This is a genomic window from Limnohabitans simekii (SeqCode) (assembly GCF_965234735.1).
In the GTDB taxonomy this organism is placed as follows: Bacteria; Pseudomonadota; Gammaproteobacteria; order Burkholderiales; family Burkholderiaceae_C; genus Limnohabitans; species Limnohabitans simekii.
The window spans coordinates 314,502-332,687 of sequence record NZ_OZ248542.1 but is presented as its reverse complement, the minus strand read 5'-3'; the positions used below and the strand labels follow the sequence as shown (position 1 = coordinate 332,687).

The 18,186-nt window shown below is 46.9% G+C and carries 15 protein-coding genes; 5 read left to right on the top strand and 10 right to left on the bottom strand.

Annotated features, from left to right (window positions below):
• Nucleotides 1-2: 2 nt before the first annotated feature.
• The 7 genes from AC8GFP_RS08145 to pseC are packed head-to-tail and all read right to left on the bottom strand — an operon-like array spanning nucleotide 3 to nucleotide 7,509.
• A complete protein-coding gene (locus AC8GFP_RS08145; RefSeq protein WP_506612059.1) occupies nucleotides 3-557 on the bottom strand; it encodes a GNAT family N-acetyltransferase in 555 nt (184 codons plus the stop codon).
• Nucleotides 550-1,833: a DegT/DnrJ/EryC1/StrS family aminotransferase gene (locus AC8GFP_RS08140; RefSeq protein WP_506612057.1), complete on the bottom strand. Its 1,284-nt coding sequence runs from the start codon at nucleotides 1,831-1,833 to the stop codon at nucleotides 550-552. Before AC8GFP_RS08140 ends, AC8GFP_RS08145 begins: the two co-directional genes overlap by 8 nt.
• Nucleotides 1,830-2,846 (bottom strand): Gfo/Idh/MocA family protein, encoded by a 1,017-nt coding sequence (locus AC8GFP_RS08135; RefSeq protein ID WP_506612055.1) that lies wholly within the window; start codon nucleotides 2,844-2,846, stop codon nucleotides 1,830-1,832. The genes AC8GFP_RS08140 and AC8GFP_RS08135 overlap by 4 nt, the downstream gene beginning before the upstream one ends.
• Nucleotides 2,846-3,883: a pseudaminic acid synthase gene (gene pseI, locus AC8GFP_RS08130; RefSeq protein ID WP_506612053.1), complete on the bottom strand. Its 1,038-nt coding sequence runs from the start codon at nucleotides 3,881-3,883 to the stop codon at nucleotides 2,846-2,848. The genes AC8GFP_RS08135 and pseI overlap by 1 nt, the downstream gene beginning before the upstream one ends.
• 10 nt (nucleotides 3,884-3,893) lie before the next feature.
• Nucleotides 3,894-5,612: a UDP-2,4-diacetamido-2,4,6-trideoxy-beta-L-altropyranose hydrolase gene (gene pseG, locus AC8GFP_RS08125; protein ID WP_506612051.1), complete on the bottom strand. Its 1,719-nt coding sequence runs from the start codon at nucleotides 5,610-5,612 to the stop codon at nucleotides 3,894-3,896.
• 5 nt (nucleotides 5,613-5,617) lie between these two features.
• On the bottom strand, nucleotides 5,618-6,304 hold the full coding sequence (gene pseF / locus AC8GFP_RS08120; protein WP_506612049.1) for a pseudaminic acid cytidylyltransferase: 687 nt from the start codon (nucleotides 6,302-6,304) through the stop codon (nucleotides 5,618-5,620).
• Nucleotides 6,301-7,509, bottom strand: coding sequence for a UDP-4-amino-4,6-dideoxy-N-acetyl-beta-L-altrosamine transaminase (gene pseC / locus AC8GFP_RS08115; protein ID WP_506612047.1), 1,209 nt, complete (start codon nucleotides 7,507-7,509; stop codon nucleotides 6,301-6,303). The genes pseF and pseC overlap by 4 nt, the downstream gene beginning before the upstream one ends.
• A gap of 140 nt (nucleotides 7,510-7,649) precedes the next feature.
• On the opposite strand from pseC, the gene pseB reads away from it, so the two are divergent.
• From pseB to AC8GFP_RS08095, 4 genes are read left to right on the top strand one after another with little or no spacing between them, the layout of a single operon-like run.
• Complete coding sequence (gene pseB, locus AC8GFP_RS08110; protein WP_506612045.1) at nucleotides 7,650-8,678, top strand: UDP-N-acetylglucosamine 4,6-dehydratase (inverting); 1,029 nt, start codon at nucleotides 7,650-7,652, stop codon at nucleotides 8,676-8,678.
• Nucleotides 8,679-8,686: 8 nt separating this feature from the next.
• Nucleotides 8,687-9,334, top strand: coding sequence for a class I SAM-dependent methyltransferase (locus AC8GFP_RS08105; protein ID WP_506612043.1), 648 nt, complete (start codon nucleotides 8,687-8,689; stop codon nucleotides 9,332-9,334).
• A 2-nt stretch (nucleotides 9,335-9,336) separates the two neighbouring features.
• Nucleotides 9,337-10,209 (top strand): aldo/keto reductase, encoded by an 873-nt coding sequence (locus AC8GFP_RS08100; RefSeq protein ID WP_506612041.1) that lies wholly within the window; start codon nucleotides 9,337-9,339, stop codon nucleotides 10,207-10,209.
• A gap of 36 nt (nucleotides 10,210-10,245) precedes the next feature.
• Complete coding sequence (locus tag AC8GFP_RS08095; protein WP_506612039.1) at nucleotides 10,246-11,550, top strand: aminotransferase class III-fold pyridoxal phosphate-dependent enzyme; 1,305 nt, start codon at nucleotides 10,246-10,248, stop codon at nucleotides 11,548-11,550.
• Here the strand turns inward: AC8GFP_RS08095 and AC8GFP_RS08090 are convergent.
• From AC8GFP_RS08090 to AC8GFP_RS08080, 3 genes are all read right to left on the bottom strand, one after another.
• Nucleotides 11,543-13,144 carry a tetratricopeptide repeat protein gene (locus AC8GFP_RS08090; protein WP_506612037.1) on the bottom strand — a complete coding sequence of 534 codons (1,602 nt, stop codon included), beginning with the start codon at nucleotides 13,142-13,144 and terminating at the stop codon, nucleotides 11,543-11,545. The two genes, AC8GFP_RS08095 and AC8GFP_RS08090, sit on opposite strands and share 8 nt — an antisense overlap.
• Nucleotides 13,145-13,199: 55 nt before the next feature.
• On the bottom strand, nucleotides 13,200-15,293 hold the full coding sequence (locus AC8GFP_RS08085; protein WP_506612035.1) for a flagellin N-terminal helical domain-containing protein: 2,094 nt from the start codon (nucleotides 15,291-15,293) through the stop codon (nucleotides 13,200-13,202).
• 106 nt (nucleotides 15,294-15,399) lie between these two features.
• Entirely contained in the window at nucleotides 15,400-15,756 is a 357-nt protein-coding gene (locus tag AC8GFP_RS08080; RefSeq protein WP_506612033.1) for a flagellar protein FlaG, read from the bottom strand.
• Nucleotides 15,757-16,080: 324 nt separating this feature from the next.
• Here AC8GFP_RS08080 and AC8GFP_RS08075 point away from each other — a divergent pair, with 324 nt between their 5' ends.
• Nucleotides 16,081-18,144 carry a flagellin N-terminal helical domain-containing protein gene (locus AC8GFP_RS08075; RefSeq protein ID WP_506612031.1) on the top strand — a complete coding sequence of 688 codons (2,064 nt, stop codon included), beginning with the start codon at nucleotides 16,081-16,083 and terminating at the stop codon, nucleotides 18,142-18,144.
• Nucleotides 18,145-18,186 lie beyond the last annotated feature (42 nt).

Genomic DNA, 18,186 nt, shown 5'->3' with positions numbered 1-18,186 from the left:
GCTTAGGGGCCTTCAAATGACTTTGAAAACTTAGCGAAATACAAAAGGTCGACGGCTTGTCCGTCCAACATTTCGTGTGCTTTTCGGGTGGCTTCCAGTGTCATGCCGCACTTTTCCATCACTTTGACCATGCCCAGATTGCAAGCCATGGCGCCCGCAGTGACTTTGCGCAACTTGGTCTTCAGCAACGACTCCACTGCCAAGGCAAAAGCTTCGTAGCCATACCCTTTGCCCCAATGGTTTGTGTTGCCAATCAGGATGCCCACATCAGCCGTTTGATGGTGTGGGTTGATGTACATGGTGAGGGTGCCTATCAACGCTTGGGTCAGCTTGTCTTCAATGGCTAAAAATCGATTGGCAGTATTTGTAAAGCTGTCCAAATAATGACGACAGGAGGACGTTGTGTGCTTTAGAAATCGTTGGTTGCTGAACTGCACAACTTGAGGGTCGTTCAGCCAAGCCACATAGTTGGCTTGAATATCCTCAGGTGTGAAAGCCCGCATGCGCAATCGCTCACTTTCCAGCACCTGCGGCAAGGAAACTTTCAAATCAGACATGTTCAAGTTTCGACAAGTTGTTCCACACTTTGTGAAACGCTTGCGCAATCAAATCCACATCGGCGTCACGCAAGTCGTGCAGGCACATGGCAAAGCCCATGTAGCTTTCGTCGTGGAATTGTTCGGCCACAGGACAAATGCCTTTGGCATAGCTCACCTCGCGTTTGCAAATGTCCGAGGTCCAAGGAAAACCATGTGAACCATATGCAATTTTCTTTTGAAACATGGGCAACAGGTGGACGTTTTGGTAGCCGCCACCCAAGCCAGTAACACCTTCAGCTTGCAAAGCCTGGATCAAGGTCTCGCGTTTCACGCCCAAGCGGGCCGTGTCCAGCAACATGGGGTACACGTAATAAACATGGGTGCTGTCAGGCATCACATAGGGCGTGGTCAAACCGGGCAGGCTTGACAGTGCTTGGTTGAAACGATCGGCCACATGCTGGCGACCATCGACAAAATGCCCCAGCTTTTTGAGTTGGCTGATGCCCATGGCGCATTCAATTTCACCCAATCGAAAGTTGTAGCCCACCATGTTGGTCAGGTCGGTCATGCCCATGCCTTGCACCACGGCTTCGGCATGGTTGCGAATCAGTTGCAGGCGTTGCGCAATCTCATCATCGTTGGTGACCAAGATGCCGCCCTCGCCCGTGTGGATGTGCTTGTGGTAGTTCAAACTGAAGCCGCCCACATCGGCCAAGGTACCGGCGTGCTGGCCTTTGTAAAGCGCACCAGGTGCTTGGGCTGTGTCTGAAATTACTTTCAAACCATGGCGTTTGGCAATCGCCATGATGGCTTCCATGTCGGCCGACTGCCCAAAAATATCCACTGCCATGATGGCCTTGGTGTAGGGCGTGATGTTGGCTTCAATGGATGCCGGGCTGATGCAATAGGTCTGCGGGTCAATGTCAGCGAACACCGGAATGGCGTTCCAGTGCAAGATGGCCGTGGCACTGGCGCACATGGTCCAAGGCGGCACGATCACTTCGTCGCCGGGTTGAATGCCAATGGCACCGACAGCGGCAATCAGCCCACTGGTCCAAGAGTTGACCGTGATAGCGTGCTTGACACCAAAGTGCTTGGCGCACAAGGCTTCAAACTCTTTCACTTTCGGCCCGCCCAAAAAGTCGGGGTGCCATGCACCAATGAACTGAGATAGGACACCGCTTTCAATCACTTCTTTGGCGGCCTGCACTTCCTCCTCACCAATCGGGTTGTAGTGCTTGAAGCTTTGGGTGATGGTGGCGGGACCACCAAGCAGGGCCAGTTTGGAGTTCATGCGGCTTCTCGTTTGTCTTGGGGTTGAGGCCACTTGGCCACAGCCTGTAGTTGAATTTGTTCACACAAGCTTTGCGCTTGTAAAGCATGATGGCCGGTACAAGCCAACGCAGCGCCTTGTGTCAAGGCATCGTGCAGGTTGGCCACGGCGTTTTGCAAAGCAGGTGAACCTTGGGGCGCGAGCCATTCACCGTGGTTTAAGAAGTTGTAGCCCGGCAGTTGGGCGCTGGGTGAAGCTGTGCGAAAGCGCCAACGTGCGCCACCGTCTTCCATGGTGATCACGCCCTTTTCGGTCACGATCTGCATTTCAAACAACGCATAGTCTTGCGCGTGGGCCACATTCAGCTGAATGGGTAAGCCCTGCTCGTTAAGCAAAGTAACGTCTATCGTTGGGTCATCAGAAAAGAAATCATCCACAGCTTGACCCACGCTGGCAATGTGCAAAGGCCCAAACAAGGCCAACAACAAATCCATCATGTGGCTACCGTTGTTCAGAATTCCTTTGTTGTACACCGCAGACACAGACCGCACAGCGCCCCAGTGGCCTTGGGCCAACTCGGTCTTGAGCTGGGCCACTTGCGGCGCCCACCGTCTGCTGTAGTTCACCACCAGCAACACGTGCTGGTCTGCACAGGCTTGTACCGCGTGTTGGCTTTTTTGCAGCTGGGACGTGACGGGTTTTTCACAAAAGATCAGTTTGGGCTTCAGCGCCAAGGCCGATTGAATATCTGCAGCATGGGCATGCGTGGGCGAGCAAATACTGATCACGTCGAATTGACCACCCGCTGCTGCCACTTCTTGCACACTGGCAAAGCCAGCGGGCACTTGCCAGCGCTGTTGAAAGGCAGCACGTTTGGCGGCATCTGGATCTACACAAGCCGACACAGCAAAACCACCGTGTTTTGCAAATGCCTTGGCATGGGCCAAAGGCATTGCATCTTCTGGCTGAAGCAGGTCGTAGCCGCCGGCCATGTTGCCGCAGCCGATGAGCAAGACTTTGAACTTGGTGCTCATCACATCATGTCCCAGCTGAGCGCCGTGCCGCGTGCCACAGATTGCCTCACAGTTTTTCCCAACACCTGCTCGAGGTATTTGGTGGGCAAACCCAAGCCTGGGCGAATGGCGCGGACATTGTCTGCCGTCAACTTCTCACCCGCTTGCAGGTCTTTCACCACATACAGCGAGCGTCTAAAGACAATGGATTTTTCTTCGGCTGCTGTCGGCCCATAGGCCACCCGGCCCAAAGCTTGCCATGCACGTTCTGTTTCCACCACCAACTGCGCCATTTCGGCCGGTTCCATGGAGAAACTGCTGTCCACACCTCCATCGGCGCGGTTGAGTGTGAAATGTTTTTCAATCACGGTGGCCCCCAAGGCCACGCTGGCCACAGAGACCCCCACACCCATGGTGTGGTCTGACAAGCCCACCTCACAGCCAAACAATTCACGCATATGGGGAATGGTCAAGATGTTGGTGTTGTCTGCGGTGGCTGGGTAAGTGCTAGTGCATTTCAACAGCACCAGATCTTGGCATCCGGCTTGACGGGCGGCACGCACCGTGTCGTCGAGTTCAGCAATATTGGCCATGCCGGTGGAGATGATCATGGGCTTGCCGGTGGCGGCCACTTTGCGGATCAAAGGCAGGTCGGTGTTTTCAAAGGAAGCGATCTTGTAGCAAGGCACATCCAGGGACTCGAGAAAGTCCACAGATGTGGCATCAAACGGGGTGCTGAAAGCGATGATGTCCAGTTCTTTGGCGCGTTTGAAAATGGCTTCATGCCATTCCCACGGTGTGAAGGCTTGGCCATACAACTTGTAAAGCGATGTACCCGCCCACAGGCTTTTCGGGTCGCTGATGTGAAACTCACGCTCGTCCAGATCCAAGGTCATGGTGTCGGGCGTGTAGGTTTGAATCTTTAGCGCATGGGCCCCGGTTTTAGCAGCGGCCTCGACGATTTCCAGCGCACGCTCGAGCGACTGGTTGTGGTTGCCGGACATTTCAGCAATCACAAATGGTGGATGAGAATTTCCGACCATTCGGTCAAATATCATAAAACGATCATTAAGATGCATTATCAGCCTTTTCAATTTTCACAATATATTTATGGCCAAGATGCTCGAAAAACGCAGGATATCTATCCTTATCAGAAATCCTCAACAAGTTGAATTGATCAATTAAACTTTGATTAATGTTCAACCTACTGTCATCTGGTGTTCTTTTAGGATAGTAGTTACTTGCAACATCAGTTTGACTTTTTGGGGCAATGACATTGGCTTTATCAATTGCCTCAGCCATCAATTTTATTTCAGCTTGAAATAATTTGTCATTGATTTCATCAAATAACTCATGACCTTCAAGTGCAATGTGCTCCTTCAGCCAAATTGGTCCTTGATCAACTTTTTCATGCGCTTCAATCAAACTTAATGTCAGTAGGTTATTTCCCTCCAATACATTCCATACGTGTGGTGACCAACCTCGTCCTTTTGGCAAATCACTAGCATGAAGAACTAATGAATGCTTGTATTTTTTTGTTATCTCTGAACGCAAAATTTCAGTGCAAGAAATCAGAAACAAAATAAATCCGCCGGTCAAATCTTGCGAGGAATGCACAATGTTTATTTTTGCTTGCCTTGATTTAAAATTTTTCAAATAGCTCATGATTGGATGATCTGGATCGGAAATCAATATATCAATTTTCATTCGATTCATTAATTCTTGAGAGACTCTAAGCACACCATTTCCATCAACCAACTTAAACGCAGACTTTGAATATTTTTCACACTCCACGGAGGATTCAAGGAAAAACAACAAACTTTCCTTTATTTTTTTCAAAGTTGTGTTTTGAATTTCTCCTAAAGATAAGCACCCCCCTAATTGACTTAAAGCGTCTGTAATTGGTATTTGATTTGCAGCAGTCGCCACAGCAATAGACGGTAGGCCTAAGCAACACCTTTCCCAATGACTTGATCCACCCGCACCGATGGCCAAATCTGCCTCTGCCATTAGGCTGGCCATTTGATTGGTTTGAACATGGCAGTTGTAGCTGTGTTGTTCACACAATTGATGAATGTTTTCTTTTTGCGGGTGCTGCTGGCCTATCACCACATTCACTTGAACACCCAAGTTCAATTTGATGAGGACGTCCAACACCTGGCCCGTGAGGTTGTCTGCATCCACCCCGCCAAAAAACACCAAGATGTTGTTCACCTTGCCGGTTCTGATTTGCACCTTCTCCCGCATGGCTTTGAATTCAGGACGCAGCAGTGCAAAACTCGGACCCAGCAAGAGACGGCAATGCGCTGGCACTTTGTCAAGGTATCGCAATGCTTGGTCTTGGTAAAAATTTTGATCCAGCAATACATCGCAGTCGTGCACGCGGTCAGCCAAATCGTCGATGACCATGACGTGTTGACACACTGCACGAAGAGGTTTTTCAAACCGATGGTCTAAGGCGTAGTGGTCCACCACCAGCCAATCCCAGGAGCCTGCGCCCAGCGCTGACATGGTTTGATCGGCATCTTTCACTTGGCTGGTTCCCAGCCATGCCGCATGTGGCAATTCATCTGTTTCTTGCGTATCTTCGGTTTCCGGCAATGCAATGCAATCGAAACGACGCTCTGTCAGCATCTGCTTCAAATGCAGTGGCAATGCTCTGGACACAAAGCTAATGTCAGCAGCACTTCGGCTTATTTCATCAGCCAAGGTCAAGCAGCGCATGAAATGGCCGGTACCAATCTGCTGATTGGCATCTGTCCTGAAAACAATGCGCAACGGCTTCATGGTGGTCAATACGCTTTCAAGCTGGCTGCCAGACGTTCAGCGCGCTCCCAATCTGCCGGGGTGTCAATATCGACCACGCGCCAACTGGGAATCTCATAGCCCACGCCTTTGCTGAGGATACGGTTATTGGTCAGCCAAGCATTTTTTCTGCCCCAGTAAAACTGGCCCGCATCAAAGTAAGTAACTTCCAAGTCTTGGGTACGCATTAATTCATTCTCAGGCGAAATTAATTGCATTTGTCCATTATTTTGCTTTCTTAAAGCTTGCTGAACTGGAACTGGAAATTCTGTCACCGGAAAACAATAATCTGATTCACCCTCCATCAATTTTGCAAACGCCCCTGTCAAGTCATTGACCTCAATGAAGGGCACACCAGGATAAATGCAACAGACATTTTCAAACTGCCAACCCAAAGCTTCACAGGCTTGTATGGCATGTGCCACCACAGGCACGGTGGCCGTGAAATCGTTGGCCAGTTCAGCGGGTCTGATGAACGGTGTTTCAGCACCCAAGCTGTTGGCAATGCTTTGAATTTCTGAATCATCGGTTGACACAACCACACGCGCGAACAAGCCTGAAGCTTGGGCTGCTTTGATGGCATAAGCGATCATGGGCTGACCACAGAACGCCTTGATGTTTTTGCGCGGAATGCGTTTGCTGCCGCCGCGTGCAGGAATGATGGCGATGTTCATACCGCAGCTCCCGCCACGCGCTTGACCACCTTGGCATGGCACAGGCTTTGAATCAAATCGACCACCCGTTGTTGTTGCGCTTCGGTCATGCTGGCATACACCGGAATGCTCATGCTCGACTTGAAATAGTCTTCAGCATGCGGACAGTAGCCGTGCTTGAAGCCCAGACGCGCGTAGTAGGGTTGCAAATACACAGGGATGTAATGAAGGTTCACCTTCACACCGGCCTCGGTCAGTGCCTGGTAAAGCGCTTGTTGGCTGATGCCTGATGTGGCGGTGACTTGAATCGGGTACAGATGAAAGCTTGAAAGCGTATCGGGGTGCTGCCAAGGGGTTTGAATCTCCACACCCGACAATGCATGGTCGTAATAGCGGGCAATGGCTTGTCTGGTAGATACAAACTCATCTAACTTTTGCAACTGGCTCAAACCCAATGCCGCTTGCATTTCGGTCATGCGGTAGTTGAAGCCCAAGTCAATCTGTTGGTAATTCCAAATCTCGTCTGTAGGGCGGGGGGCCATGTCAATGGGCGTGCTGCTGATCCCGTGGCTGCGCAAAAGATTCATCTTCTGTGCCAATGCGTCGTGGTTCGTCACTGCCAGTCCACCTTCTGCTGTGGTGATGATCTTCACTGGGTGAAAGCTGAACACCGTGATGTCTGAATAGCGGCAATTGCCCACGGGCTCGCCTTGGTGCTTGGCGCCAATGGCGTGAGAGGCGTCTTCAATGATCTTGAATCCAAACTTCAAAGACAGCGCATGGATGGCCGCCATGTCGCAGGGCTGGCCGCACATGTGCACGGGCACCACCAATTTGGGCAGCTTGCCTTGTAGTTTGGCGGCAACGAGTTTTTTCTCTAGAGCCACTGGACTCATGTTGAAGGTAAGCGGGTCAATATCCACAAAATCCACCTGAGCACCACAGTACAAACCACAGTTGGCCGATGCCACGAAGGTGATGGGGCTGGTCCACAGCCAATCGCCCGGGCCCAAACCCAGCGCCAAGCAAGCTATGTGCAGAGCGGCTGTGGCGTTCGATGTGGCAACACCATGCCGAGCGTGGCAATAACTTGCCACCGCTTGCTCGAAAGCAGGCACCACCGGTCCTTGGGTCAGAAAGTCCGAGCGCAGAACATCCACCACCGCCTGAATATCAGCTTCAGAGATGGCTTGCCTGCCGTAAGGAATGATGTTTGCTTGGCTCATGATGTATCCAAAGAACGCCGTCAAATTACCGGCACTGACAAAGTCGATGCAATTTGCATACCAGCACAAGGCAGATGGCATGACTTCTGCTTTATCAGTTCATCTTTCCTTATGGACGTCGGCTTTCCGGCGGTTTCGCCATGCATCAGTCAGTGGATATTTGCGACCAATCTATTTTGATCACCGGGGGCACGGGCTCTTTTGGCAAAGCCTTTGTCAAATCGGTGCTGGACCATTGCCCCAAGATCAAACGCTTGGTGGTGTACAGCCGCGACGAGCTGAAACAGTTTGAAATGCAGCAAGAATTTCCCCAGGACAAATACCCTGCCCTGCGTTTCTTTATTGGCGATGTGCGCGACCCTGGCCGCTTGGCCCGCGCCATGGAAGGCATTGACACCGTGGTGCATGCCGCTGCTTTGAAGCAAGTGCCAGCCGCGGAGTACAACCCCTTCGAGTTCATCAAAACCAATGTAATGGGCGCTCAAAACGTGATTGAGGCTTGCCTGGACAAAGGCGTGCGCCGCGTGGTGGCCTTGTCCACCGACAAAGCTGCCGCCCCCATCAATTTGTATGGCGCTACAAAACTTTGTAGCGACAAGCTGTTCATTGCGGCCAACAATTTCAAAGGCGAACGCGATTTGCGGTTTTCGGTGGTGCGCTATGGGAACGTGATGGGCTCAAGGGGCTCGGTGATTCCCTTTTTCATGAACAAAGCCAAAACTGGCGTTTTGCCGATCACCGATTCGGCCATGACGCGTTTTAATATTCCGTTGGAAGAAGGCGTGGAAATGGTTTTTTGGGCTTTGGAGCATGCCTTGGGTGGCGAAATTTTGGTACCGAAAATTCCTTCCTACCGCATTGGCGATGTGGCTGAAGCCATTGGACCCAATTGCAAACAAGAGATTGTCGGTATTCGCCCGGGTGAAAAGCTTCACGAAGAAATGATCACCAGCAGCGACAGTCCGAACACGATTGACCTGGGCGGTTATTACGCCATTTTGGGTGCAGGCATTCAGCACAAAATGAATGAATACTTGCAGGCTTTGAAAGCGCGACCTGTGCCTACAGGGTTTGCTTATGAATCGGGAAGTAATCCAGATTTTTTAAGCGTTGCGCAAATCAGATCGCTGATCAAGATGCACATGAATCCAGAATTTGAGCCTGTATAAATTTTAAAATGATTAAACAAAAACAAATATTTTTAGAAACTGAAGGTGATGCATGGCATCTAAGGAATCAAGTGATTTTAAAAAATAAAATGCTTGAAAAGGATTTGATCATTCAAGAGTTATTATCAATTCAGAAAATTGAAGTTAATAGACAATTAAATATTCTGGAAATAGGATGCGGAAATGGATATCGTTTAGATTGGTTACAGAAAAATACAAATGCAACATGTTATGGCATCGAACCGTCAAAACAAGCAGTTGAAGTTGCAATGAGTAATGGATTACAAGTGAGGCAAGGAACTGCCGACTTGTTACCCTTTGATAGAAATTCATTTGATATCATAGTATTCGGCTTTTGCTTGTACTTGTGTGATAGAGATGACTTATTTAAAATTGCAGCAGAAGCTGATAGAGTTTGCAAAAATCCAGGATGGATAATAATTCAAGATTTTTACAACTCAAATTTTACCTCTAATGATTATCATCATTTAGAAGGCTTGAAGACTTTTAAAATGGATTATCGTTCTATTTTCACATGGCATCCTTTCTATGAATGCACTAATCATAAAATCATTGATCATGAACAGCATAGTTATAATGACATTAAAAATAACTGGATATCAATATCTACTATTAGAAAAAATTCAAGTTTTTAATTATGAATAAAATTGCACTGGGTACTGTTCAGTTTGGAATGAAGTATGGCATCTCAAACCAATCGGGAATAGTATCGCCGGAAGAAATAATATCTATTTTAAAAACTGCCGCTAAATTTGGCATTGATACTTTAGATACTGCAATCAATTATAAGGATAGTGAAAGTAAACTTGGACAAAATAATCTATCAAATTTTAAAATTATCACTAAAATTCCTAAGCTTCCAAGTCAATTTGACGACATAAAATCATGGGTTTTCAATCATTTTCAATCTTCATTGCAAAGATTAAAAGTTTCAAATATATATGGGTTATTGCTCCATTCTCCTGAAGACTTATTGGGAATCAATGGGCCATTAATCTATAATGCTTTACGAACTCTAAAGGATTCTGGTAAGATTTTGAAAATCGGAATATCAATAAATTCATTTGATACACTTGAAAAAATCTTGGATTTATACAAGTTTGACTTGATTCAATCACCCTTTAACTTAATTGATAGACGTCTTTTAAATACAGGTTTTTTAAATCGTCTCAAAGATGAAAAATATGAAGTGCATACAAGATCTGTATTCTTACAAGGTCTTCTATTGATGAATGAGTGTAATCGACCTACTCAATTTTCAAAATGGAATCCGTTGTGGAATGAAGCCTCGAAGTGGTGCTCAAATAATTCAGTATCGCTTTTACAATCTGCTATTCAGTTTCCATTATCTTTTGCAGAGATAGATCGAGTTGTTGTTGGCATTGAGAATACAGAACAATTAATTGAAATTAATCAGGCCGCCTTTAATGATAAAAACATTCAATCATACCCAGATATTGAATGTGAAGATCTTGATTTAATTAACCCATCAAAATGGTTTTCATTTTAATAAAATAATTTTTTACACTCCTTAAAAGGTGAAATAATGAATTCAGGACAAGATCTTTGGAGGAAAGCAAAAACACTCATTCCGGGTGGAAACATGCTTCTTTCTAAAAAGTCAGAAATGTTTTTACCTGATATTTGGCCTGCTTATTTTAGCAAAGCAAAAGGATGTAAAGTTTGGGATCTGGATGGACGTGAATATATAGATATGAGTCTCATGGGCGTAGGCACCAATATATTGGGTTATGGACATCCTGAAGTTGATGCTGCTGTTCAATATGTAGTTTCAAACGGAAATATGTCCACTTTAAATTGTCCCGAGGAAGTCTATCTTGCTGAAAAATTAATTGAAATTCATCCATGGGCAGATATGGTTAAATTTGCAAGGTCTGGTGGTGAAGCAAATGCAATCGCAATTCGAATAGCTAGAGCTGCAAGTGGAAGAGATAAAGTTGCAATTTGTGGATACCATGGATGGCACGACTGGTATCTTTCAGCAAATTTAAATCATGAGTCAAATTTAGACGGACATTTATTGCCAGGTTTATCACCTAAAGGTGTGCCTAGAGGATTATTAAATACAGTCTTACCTTTTGATTATAATAATTTTGATCAACTCAATGATCTGGTGAATACCCAAGAAATTGGTGTTATCAAAATGGAAGTGTCTAGAAATACTGGTCCTGAAAATGATTTCTTGAAGAAAGTACGAAATCTAGCTACTTCTAAAGGCATAGTTCTTGTATTTGATGAATGCACTTCTGGATTCCGCGAAACTTTTGGAGGTTTGCATAAAAAGTATGATGTAGAACCAGATATAGCCATTTTTGGTAAGGCACTTGGCAATGGCTATGGAATTACTGCAGTTATTGGCAAACGGGAAGTTATGGATTCAGCACAATCCACTTTTATCAGCAGTACTTTTTGGACAGAGAGAATTGGACCCTCAGCCGCACTTAAAACGCTTGAAATCATGGAGCGCTTAGAATCTTGGACTAAAGTGACTGAGACTGGAAAACTTATTAGATCAGGTTGGCAAGAACTTGCTGATAAGCATTCGATAAAAATTTCTCATTGGGGACTACCTGCACTTACTGGGTTTTCATTTGTAAGCTCAAATAACTTAATCTATAAAACATTGATAACTCAAGAAATGCTGGCTAAGGGATTTTTGGCTAGTAATTCAATCTATGCATGTATTGATCACTCACCAAAAATCATTGACACTTATATGAATCATCTAGATAGAATTTTTGTACTTATCAAACAATGCGAAGATGGTTTTGATCCAATGAAGTTATTGCATAGTCCTATTTGTCAGAGTGGATTCAAAAGACTCAATTAGACTTTTTAACGATGTATGAATCCAGACTTTTAATATTGATTCCTACATGCTCATTCACCTCAACAGTAAATGCTCTAACATTTGGATACCAAGGATAATTTTCTGAATTTCCTAGTAATACCCAAGATCTTTGTAGCAACACCAAGGTATTTACGCCAGCAGATGCTGCAATCACACTCACTGCAGAGCCAATTGAAACAACGCAATCTAATTCACTCGTTAGCGCAAGTACGGTTTCTAAATCATCTTTTAAATTGATATCGCTCCATCTTAGAATTTGAATATTTAATGAATTTTCTATTGCATTTATTTCAGCTTCACAATCTCCATGCAAAAGATTGACAAACTGATAATTTGGATTACTGAGTAGACTAGTCCAATCCTGAAGAGCTGTATAGTTTAAATTACGTTCTATGGATAATTTGGCGCTTCGCCAACATATTCCAATAAGAATTTTGTGCTTGTATGGGGCTAATCTCACCTTCACAAGAGAAACGGATTCAGGTAATGGCTTCCACAAATAAGGTTTTGTGTCAAAATTTCCAATATTTCTTCTGAAATACCTTGGCAAAGATCCTATTGCAATTTGATAATCGAAGTCATCGAATTGTGGCGTAAAGTCAGTGTTCATTGATTCTTTGCGAACCCTAAACTTTGGGTAAGTTCTTTGATAGATAGCAACTAATCTAGGATCACACTCTAAAATAATATTCAAATTTAAATCATGCATATCGCCTAAGCATGTGCTGAATAAAATCTCGTCCCCTACACCTTGCTCTCGCCAAACCAATATCGGTTTTCTTTCATCTGCATTCCCGGTCCACGCAGGTTGAGAAAATACTCGTCTTGATCTACATGCATCCGGAGGTAATAATTTTGAAAATCCATATTCATAAAAATCCCATCCTTGTTTAAGCTGTCCAAGAGCAAGATAAATATAAGAAAGATAATATTTTACTAAATTAGATTCCAGAGGAGTTAAATAATTCAATTGGAGAATTTGCTCGTACATCAATTTGGCGTCTTTGATATTTCCAAGTTTTTCCTCAATTTGGGCTAAATTTATTTTTATGTAAATATTTTTTGGATCATAAAAATTAGCCATCAAAAACGCTTGCTTTGCCTCCTGGAATAATCTAATTCCGCCCAGGGCGCTTCCTAAATTCACATACGCAAGCGAAGATTTGGGATCTTGCTGGACAGCGCTCATAGCCGAATTAATAGCTTCTTTATATTCACCTAGCGCTTGATGAATATTACCTGAGTTAATGTATGCCGGAAAATTATTAGGGTCTAATTCATGAACATAAGCAATTATTTCTTTAGCATCATTATATTTATTACATCTTATAAGAGCTATACTAAAATTGTTGAGAGCAAGAATATTTTTATTATCTCTCTCAATAACTTTTGCATAATCTGTCAATGCTGATTCGAATTGTTCTCCTCGAAGAAATGCTTCACCTCTTAGCATGAGAGCAGATATTTCTTCAGGACTTGTCTTTAAATACTTATTCAGTATTTCAATGGCTTTGATATAAGAGCCAGTTCTTAAGTATTTTTGAGCTTTTAACAGTTGTTTATTGATGGACATAAAAAAGGGATGCATGGCATATGGCCATGCATCCCTTACATGCTAACTCAATCTATTATTTCAGCAAAGAGAGAATGGATTGAGAAGATTGGTTAGCTTGAGCCAACATTGCAGTTGCAGCCTGTTGAATGATCTGCTGCTTGGCCAAGTTGGTGGTTTCAGTAGCGTAATCAGTATCCAAGATGCGGCTGCGTGAAGCCTGCATATTTTTTGATCCTTCAGTCAAGTTGTTAATGATGGAATCCAAACGGTTGTTGATTGCACCTGACTTAGCTTGGGCAGCAGACGCAGAGTTGATGGCTGCATCAATTGCTGTGATTGCTTGTGTTGCACCTGAGATGGTTGACACATCAAGTTGATTGACTTTCAAACCATTGTCAGTTCCCCCGAAAGTACCTTGGGTAAATCCAAGTAGGGCTAAGTTAGCAGCACCAGTCGATCCAGCACGCACGTTAAAGCTATTATCTGAACTTAATTTTACTTGAGATGTAAACACTACTGCAGCTGCAGCTGTTACAGCAGATGTTATTCCAGTCAAGCCAGCATTAGCAACTGTGCCTGCTGTAACTGCCACAGCTATGTTGCGACCATCGGCTGCTGTTAATTGAATTCCGGTTCCCCAAGCCGAGGCTGTCACACCAGTTTTGGCAGAATAGTCATTGATTGCATCAATAACTCCATCGCGTGTAACAGCAGTAGCTGCAATAGAAACATTGTTAATGTTGAGAGTTACTGCAGTTGCCGCAGTAAACCCTTCGCCCCGTACGATATTGGGAACTGCGGATGCAGTAACACCTGTTTTGGCAGAAGATCGATTGATTGCGGCTGCAATGGCAATGGCACTGGACGATCTGGTTGATCCGGCTGCAGTAGTGTCAGAGGATGTATCGTCAGTGATCAGTGCAGCGCCTATAGCAATGTCGTTGATGATCATTGCGCTGCCATCCAGCAAGCCAATATTACTTGCCGATGGAGCAGCTACCAATGTTCTGTCTCGCGCAGCGGAGACTGTTTGAGCAATATTTGATTTATAGGTTCCAGCAATCAAACCACTTGCAGCTTGCATTGAATTAGGTCCGCTACCAGTATCAATATTGATATCACGTCCATCCAAAGTATAGAGACTATAGCTTCCAACTGCACTAGTTTGCGCTAAGACACCAGTTGCTGCAGATGTTGCTGCTCCAGTAAATGCAACCGTAATGTTTCTTCCATCCTTTGCAATTAGCGTAATGCCAGTATTGATATCGCCTGTGTCAACGGCAGTTACGCCGTGCTGCCCTGTTTTTGCGTTGATAGCATCGACGACCATTTTTCGTGACGCTGAAGCATCTGCCGTTGTTGAAAAAGCATCAGATGCAACATCATTAATAGTAACTCCTCCAGTTGCTAAGGCAGCAGCAACCATTGTTGTGCCAGCAGCAACTGTCTGATCTACCTTTGCATAGACACCACTTAAATGGGCAACTCGATTGATAGCAGCTACTTTTGCAGTTGCACTTGCAGCTGAGGCAGTTGCAGGATCGTCAATTGCTACAGAAGCACCTACAGCAACGCCATTCAAATACAAATCGCTTTCACTAAAAGCGGTTCTTGTAGCGGCAAGTCCGCCAATTGAAGATAAACTTGCACGGTCACCCATGCCTATATCTTTTGTTAGCATAGATTCAAAACCAATTTTCATGGTGTCGCCAGAATTCACACCGGTCTGAATCACCACGTTTTGGGCGGTACCGTCCAATAACTTGATGTTGTTGTGGTTGGTCTTGGATGCGATGTCGTCAATTTGTTGCTTCAGTTGTGAAACTTCCAATTGGAGTGAAGAACGATCGCTGTCGTTCAGGGTGCCGGTGCCAGCTTGCACAGCCAGTTCGCGCATGCGTTGCAGAATGTCGCCCACGTTGCCAATGGCGCCTTCAGCGGTTTGAGACATAGAGATAGCGTCATTGACGTTGCCGATGGCCTTGGCCATGCCGCGAATTTGCGAAGTCATGCGGTTGGTGATGGCCAAACCGGCGGCATCGTCTTTGGCGCTGTTGATTTTGCTGCCTGTAGACAAACGCTCCATGGCCTGGCTCATGCTCAGGTTGCTGGAACGCATGGACTCTTGGGCGACAAGTGCTTTCACGTTGGTATTGATCACTGACATGGTGTTACTCCTTGAAGATGGATTGACCGAAACATTTCAAGACAACTTGTCCTGATAGCTGATGATTCGGCGTAAATAAAAAAACCTTTAATAAAAATTTGACAAATCAAATCTTTTTGTTCATCAGCATGCCCTTGAGGGCTTCAATGTTGTGCGCAACCTTCACGATCACTTCATTGGGTATTTGGCGAATCACTTCACCGGTGTCTTCCTTGCGGACCACCACAATGGGTCGGCCCAAGGCCTCGTCCATGGCGAAGGTGACATTGCGGCCACCGTCGCGCATTTGCTCGTTCAAGCGACCAATGGTCACTTCCAAGTTTTGTTTCATGCGCTCCATGTCCACTGGCACATGGGACTTGGCTTGAACCGCCTCTGGTGCTGCGGAAGGAGACGCACTGGGGGCAGGCCGACTCACCACCTGGGGCGGTGCGCTGGCAACTGAATTGATTGGTGAAACCATGATGGGCCTTTCTGAAAGAGCCGAATGACTCTTATCCATGACCCTGTATATCGGCACGAAGTGCGCAAACTTGAGCTTTGTGTAAAAAGCTTTTCTAGCGAGCTATGAATCGGCTTGCATCGCCCAAGCTTGAGCTTTCATGGGTTTATGGACTGTTCTTTTTTTTCATTACCTGATTTTTTGAATTCAAAAGAATCTATTTTGGGTGCGGCAAATGTGTAAAGAGTGCAAAGCCCCCTCAAGTTTTTCTGGCCAGGGCTTAGCCTAGAACGCTAAAGCGGCAAATTCTTGCCGCTCTTGCTGCACAACCAGGTAGGTCTTGCCATGATCATCAACACCAACATCAATGCATTGATTGCATCCGGGGCTTACAAGACGGCCAGCAACGCCTATACACAGGCCAGCACCCGCATCAGTACGCAGTTGCAAGTCAACAGCGCCAAGGACGATCCGGTGGGCTTGGGCATTGCCAACAAGTGGGCTGCCAAGATTGCGTCCTACGCCAAAGCGGTGGACAACATCAACGATGGCATCTCTGCGGTCAATGTGGCGGATGTGGCCCTGGAGGAGATTCAAACCCTGCTGTCGGCCATGAAAACACTGGCCACCTCCAGCGCCAGTTCCACCAACAGCGCTACCTTGGCCAGCAACCAAACCCTGTTTGCGTCCTACATGACCGACATCGATTCGATTGCCAACAACGCCTATTACAACGGCACCTCCCTGCTGAATGGCGATACGCCCACACTCACCGTGCAATCTGGCATCAACGCAGGTGACACCACCACCCTCACCTTTGGTTCGGTGCTGTCCTCGGCCTTGGGTACGGGGGACGCCTTGGCCCTGACCTCCTTGGGTGCCTCCACCACAGCATTGGCCTCGGGTGACTTGGTGATCAACGGCAAAACTGTCGGTACATCATTAGCCAGTTATGACAGCGCCTCGTATTTATTCGCCTCAGGCAGTGCGATTGCCAAAGCAGCCGCCATCAATTTGGTCTCGGGGGATACCAATGTGGTGGCTACCGTGGGCACCACGAACGTGGGCGGCACAACCATGACGTCTTTAGCTGCCGCCACGGGCAGCATCACCATCAATGGCACTGCGATTGCTGTGACGCTGTCAGGTACCGACTACGCCACCAACCGCGCCGCCGTGGTGACCGCTATCAACAACAACAGCAGCCAAACTGGCGTGACCGCCGTGGACAACTTCAGCACAGCCTTGGGTGTGAGCCTGACCGCCAGCGATGGCCGCAACATCACCGTGTCCTACACCACGCTGACCGCTGCCAACACTGGCGTGGCTGCTCAAGGCACCTATGCAGGCACTTACAGCTTGCGCAGCCTGAACCAAAGCAACATCGTCATCACCAGCAACGGCACCTTGGCCAATGCCGACTTGGCTTTGGGCACCTACTCGGCCAATGTGGCCCAGGTGGCCAGCAAAAACTTGGGCGTGTCAACTGCTGCGCCCACGGCCATCACCGCTGGCGACATGAGCATCAACGGTTATGCGATTGGCGCGAGTTTTTCATCAGACGACACCGCCTCTGACGCCACTGCCACCTCGTCGACCAAAGTGGCCAGCGGGATTGCTTTGGCAGCCGCCATCAACCGACAAACCACTCTGACTGGTGTGACCGCCACAGTGAACCCGAACGTGGTGGTGGGCACGGGCTTTGTGGCTGGCACCGCTACCAATATTTATTTGAATGGCAAAACCATTGCTGGTGGCTCATTCACCAGCATCGCTGGTGTGGTGTCTTTGCTCAACACCTACACCGGGCAAACTGGCGTGACCGCCAGCAACAACGGCAGTGGCGTGACCTTGACGGCGGCAGATGGTCGCAATATTTCCATCGCCACCACCGAGGGTGTGGGCGCCACCATTGGTATTTCAGGCATCACCGCCACCACAGCGGCCGCAGCGGCCACGTACCGTTCAACCGTCACCCTGACCTCGGACTCGACCTTCACTATTGCTGCCGGCACCAACGGCAACACAAGCTTGCAGACGATTGGTTTCAGAGAAGGCACTTACGGTGGTACCACCGGCGACTACAAAGTGTCGGACCTCAATATTTCCACCGCCACAGGTGGCAGCAACGCCCTCACCACCTTGGCTGATGCCATTGACATGGTGTCGGCTTACCAAGCCATTGTGGGTGCGCAAATCAACCGCATGGGCTACCAGTCCGACTATGTGAGCAACCTCAGCACCAACGCCAGCACCGCCTACGGCAACATCATGGACTACGACTTGGCAGCTGAAACCACGGCCTTGGCCGTGGCGCAAACCAAGCAAAACGGGGCCTTGGCCATGCTGGCGCAGGCCAATATTTCACAAGACATGGTTGCTTATTTGCTGAAACAGTACATTTCTTAAACCTTTAGGGTTCTTGCAGAAAAATAAGCAAGAGCTGGCTCA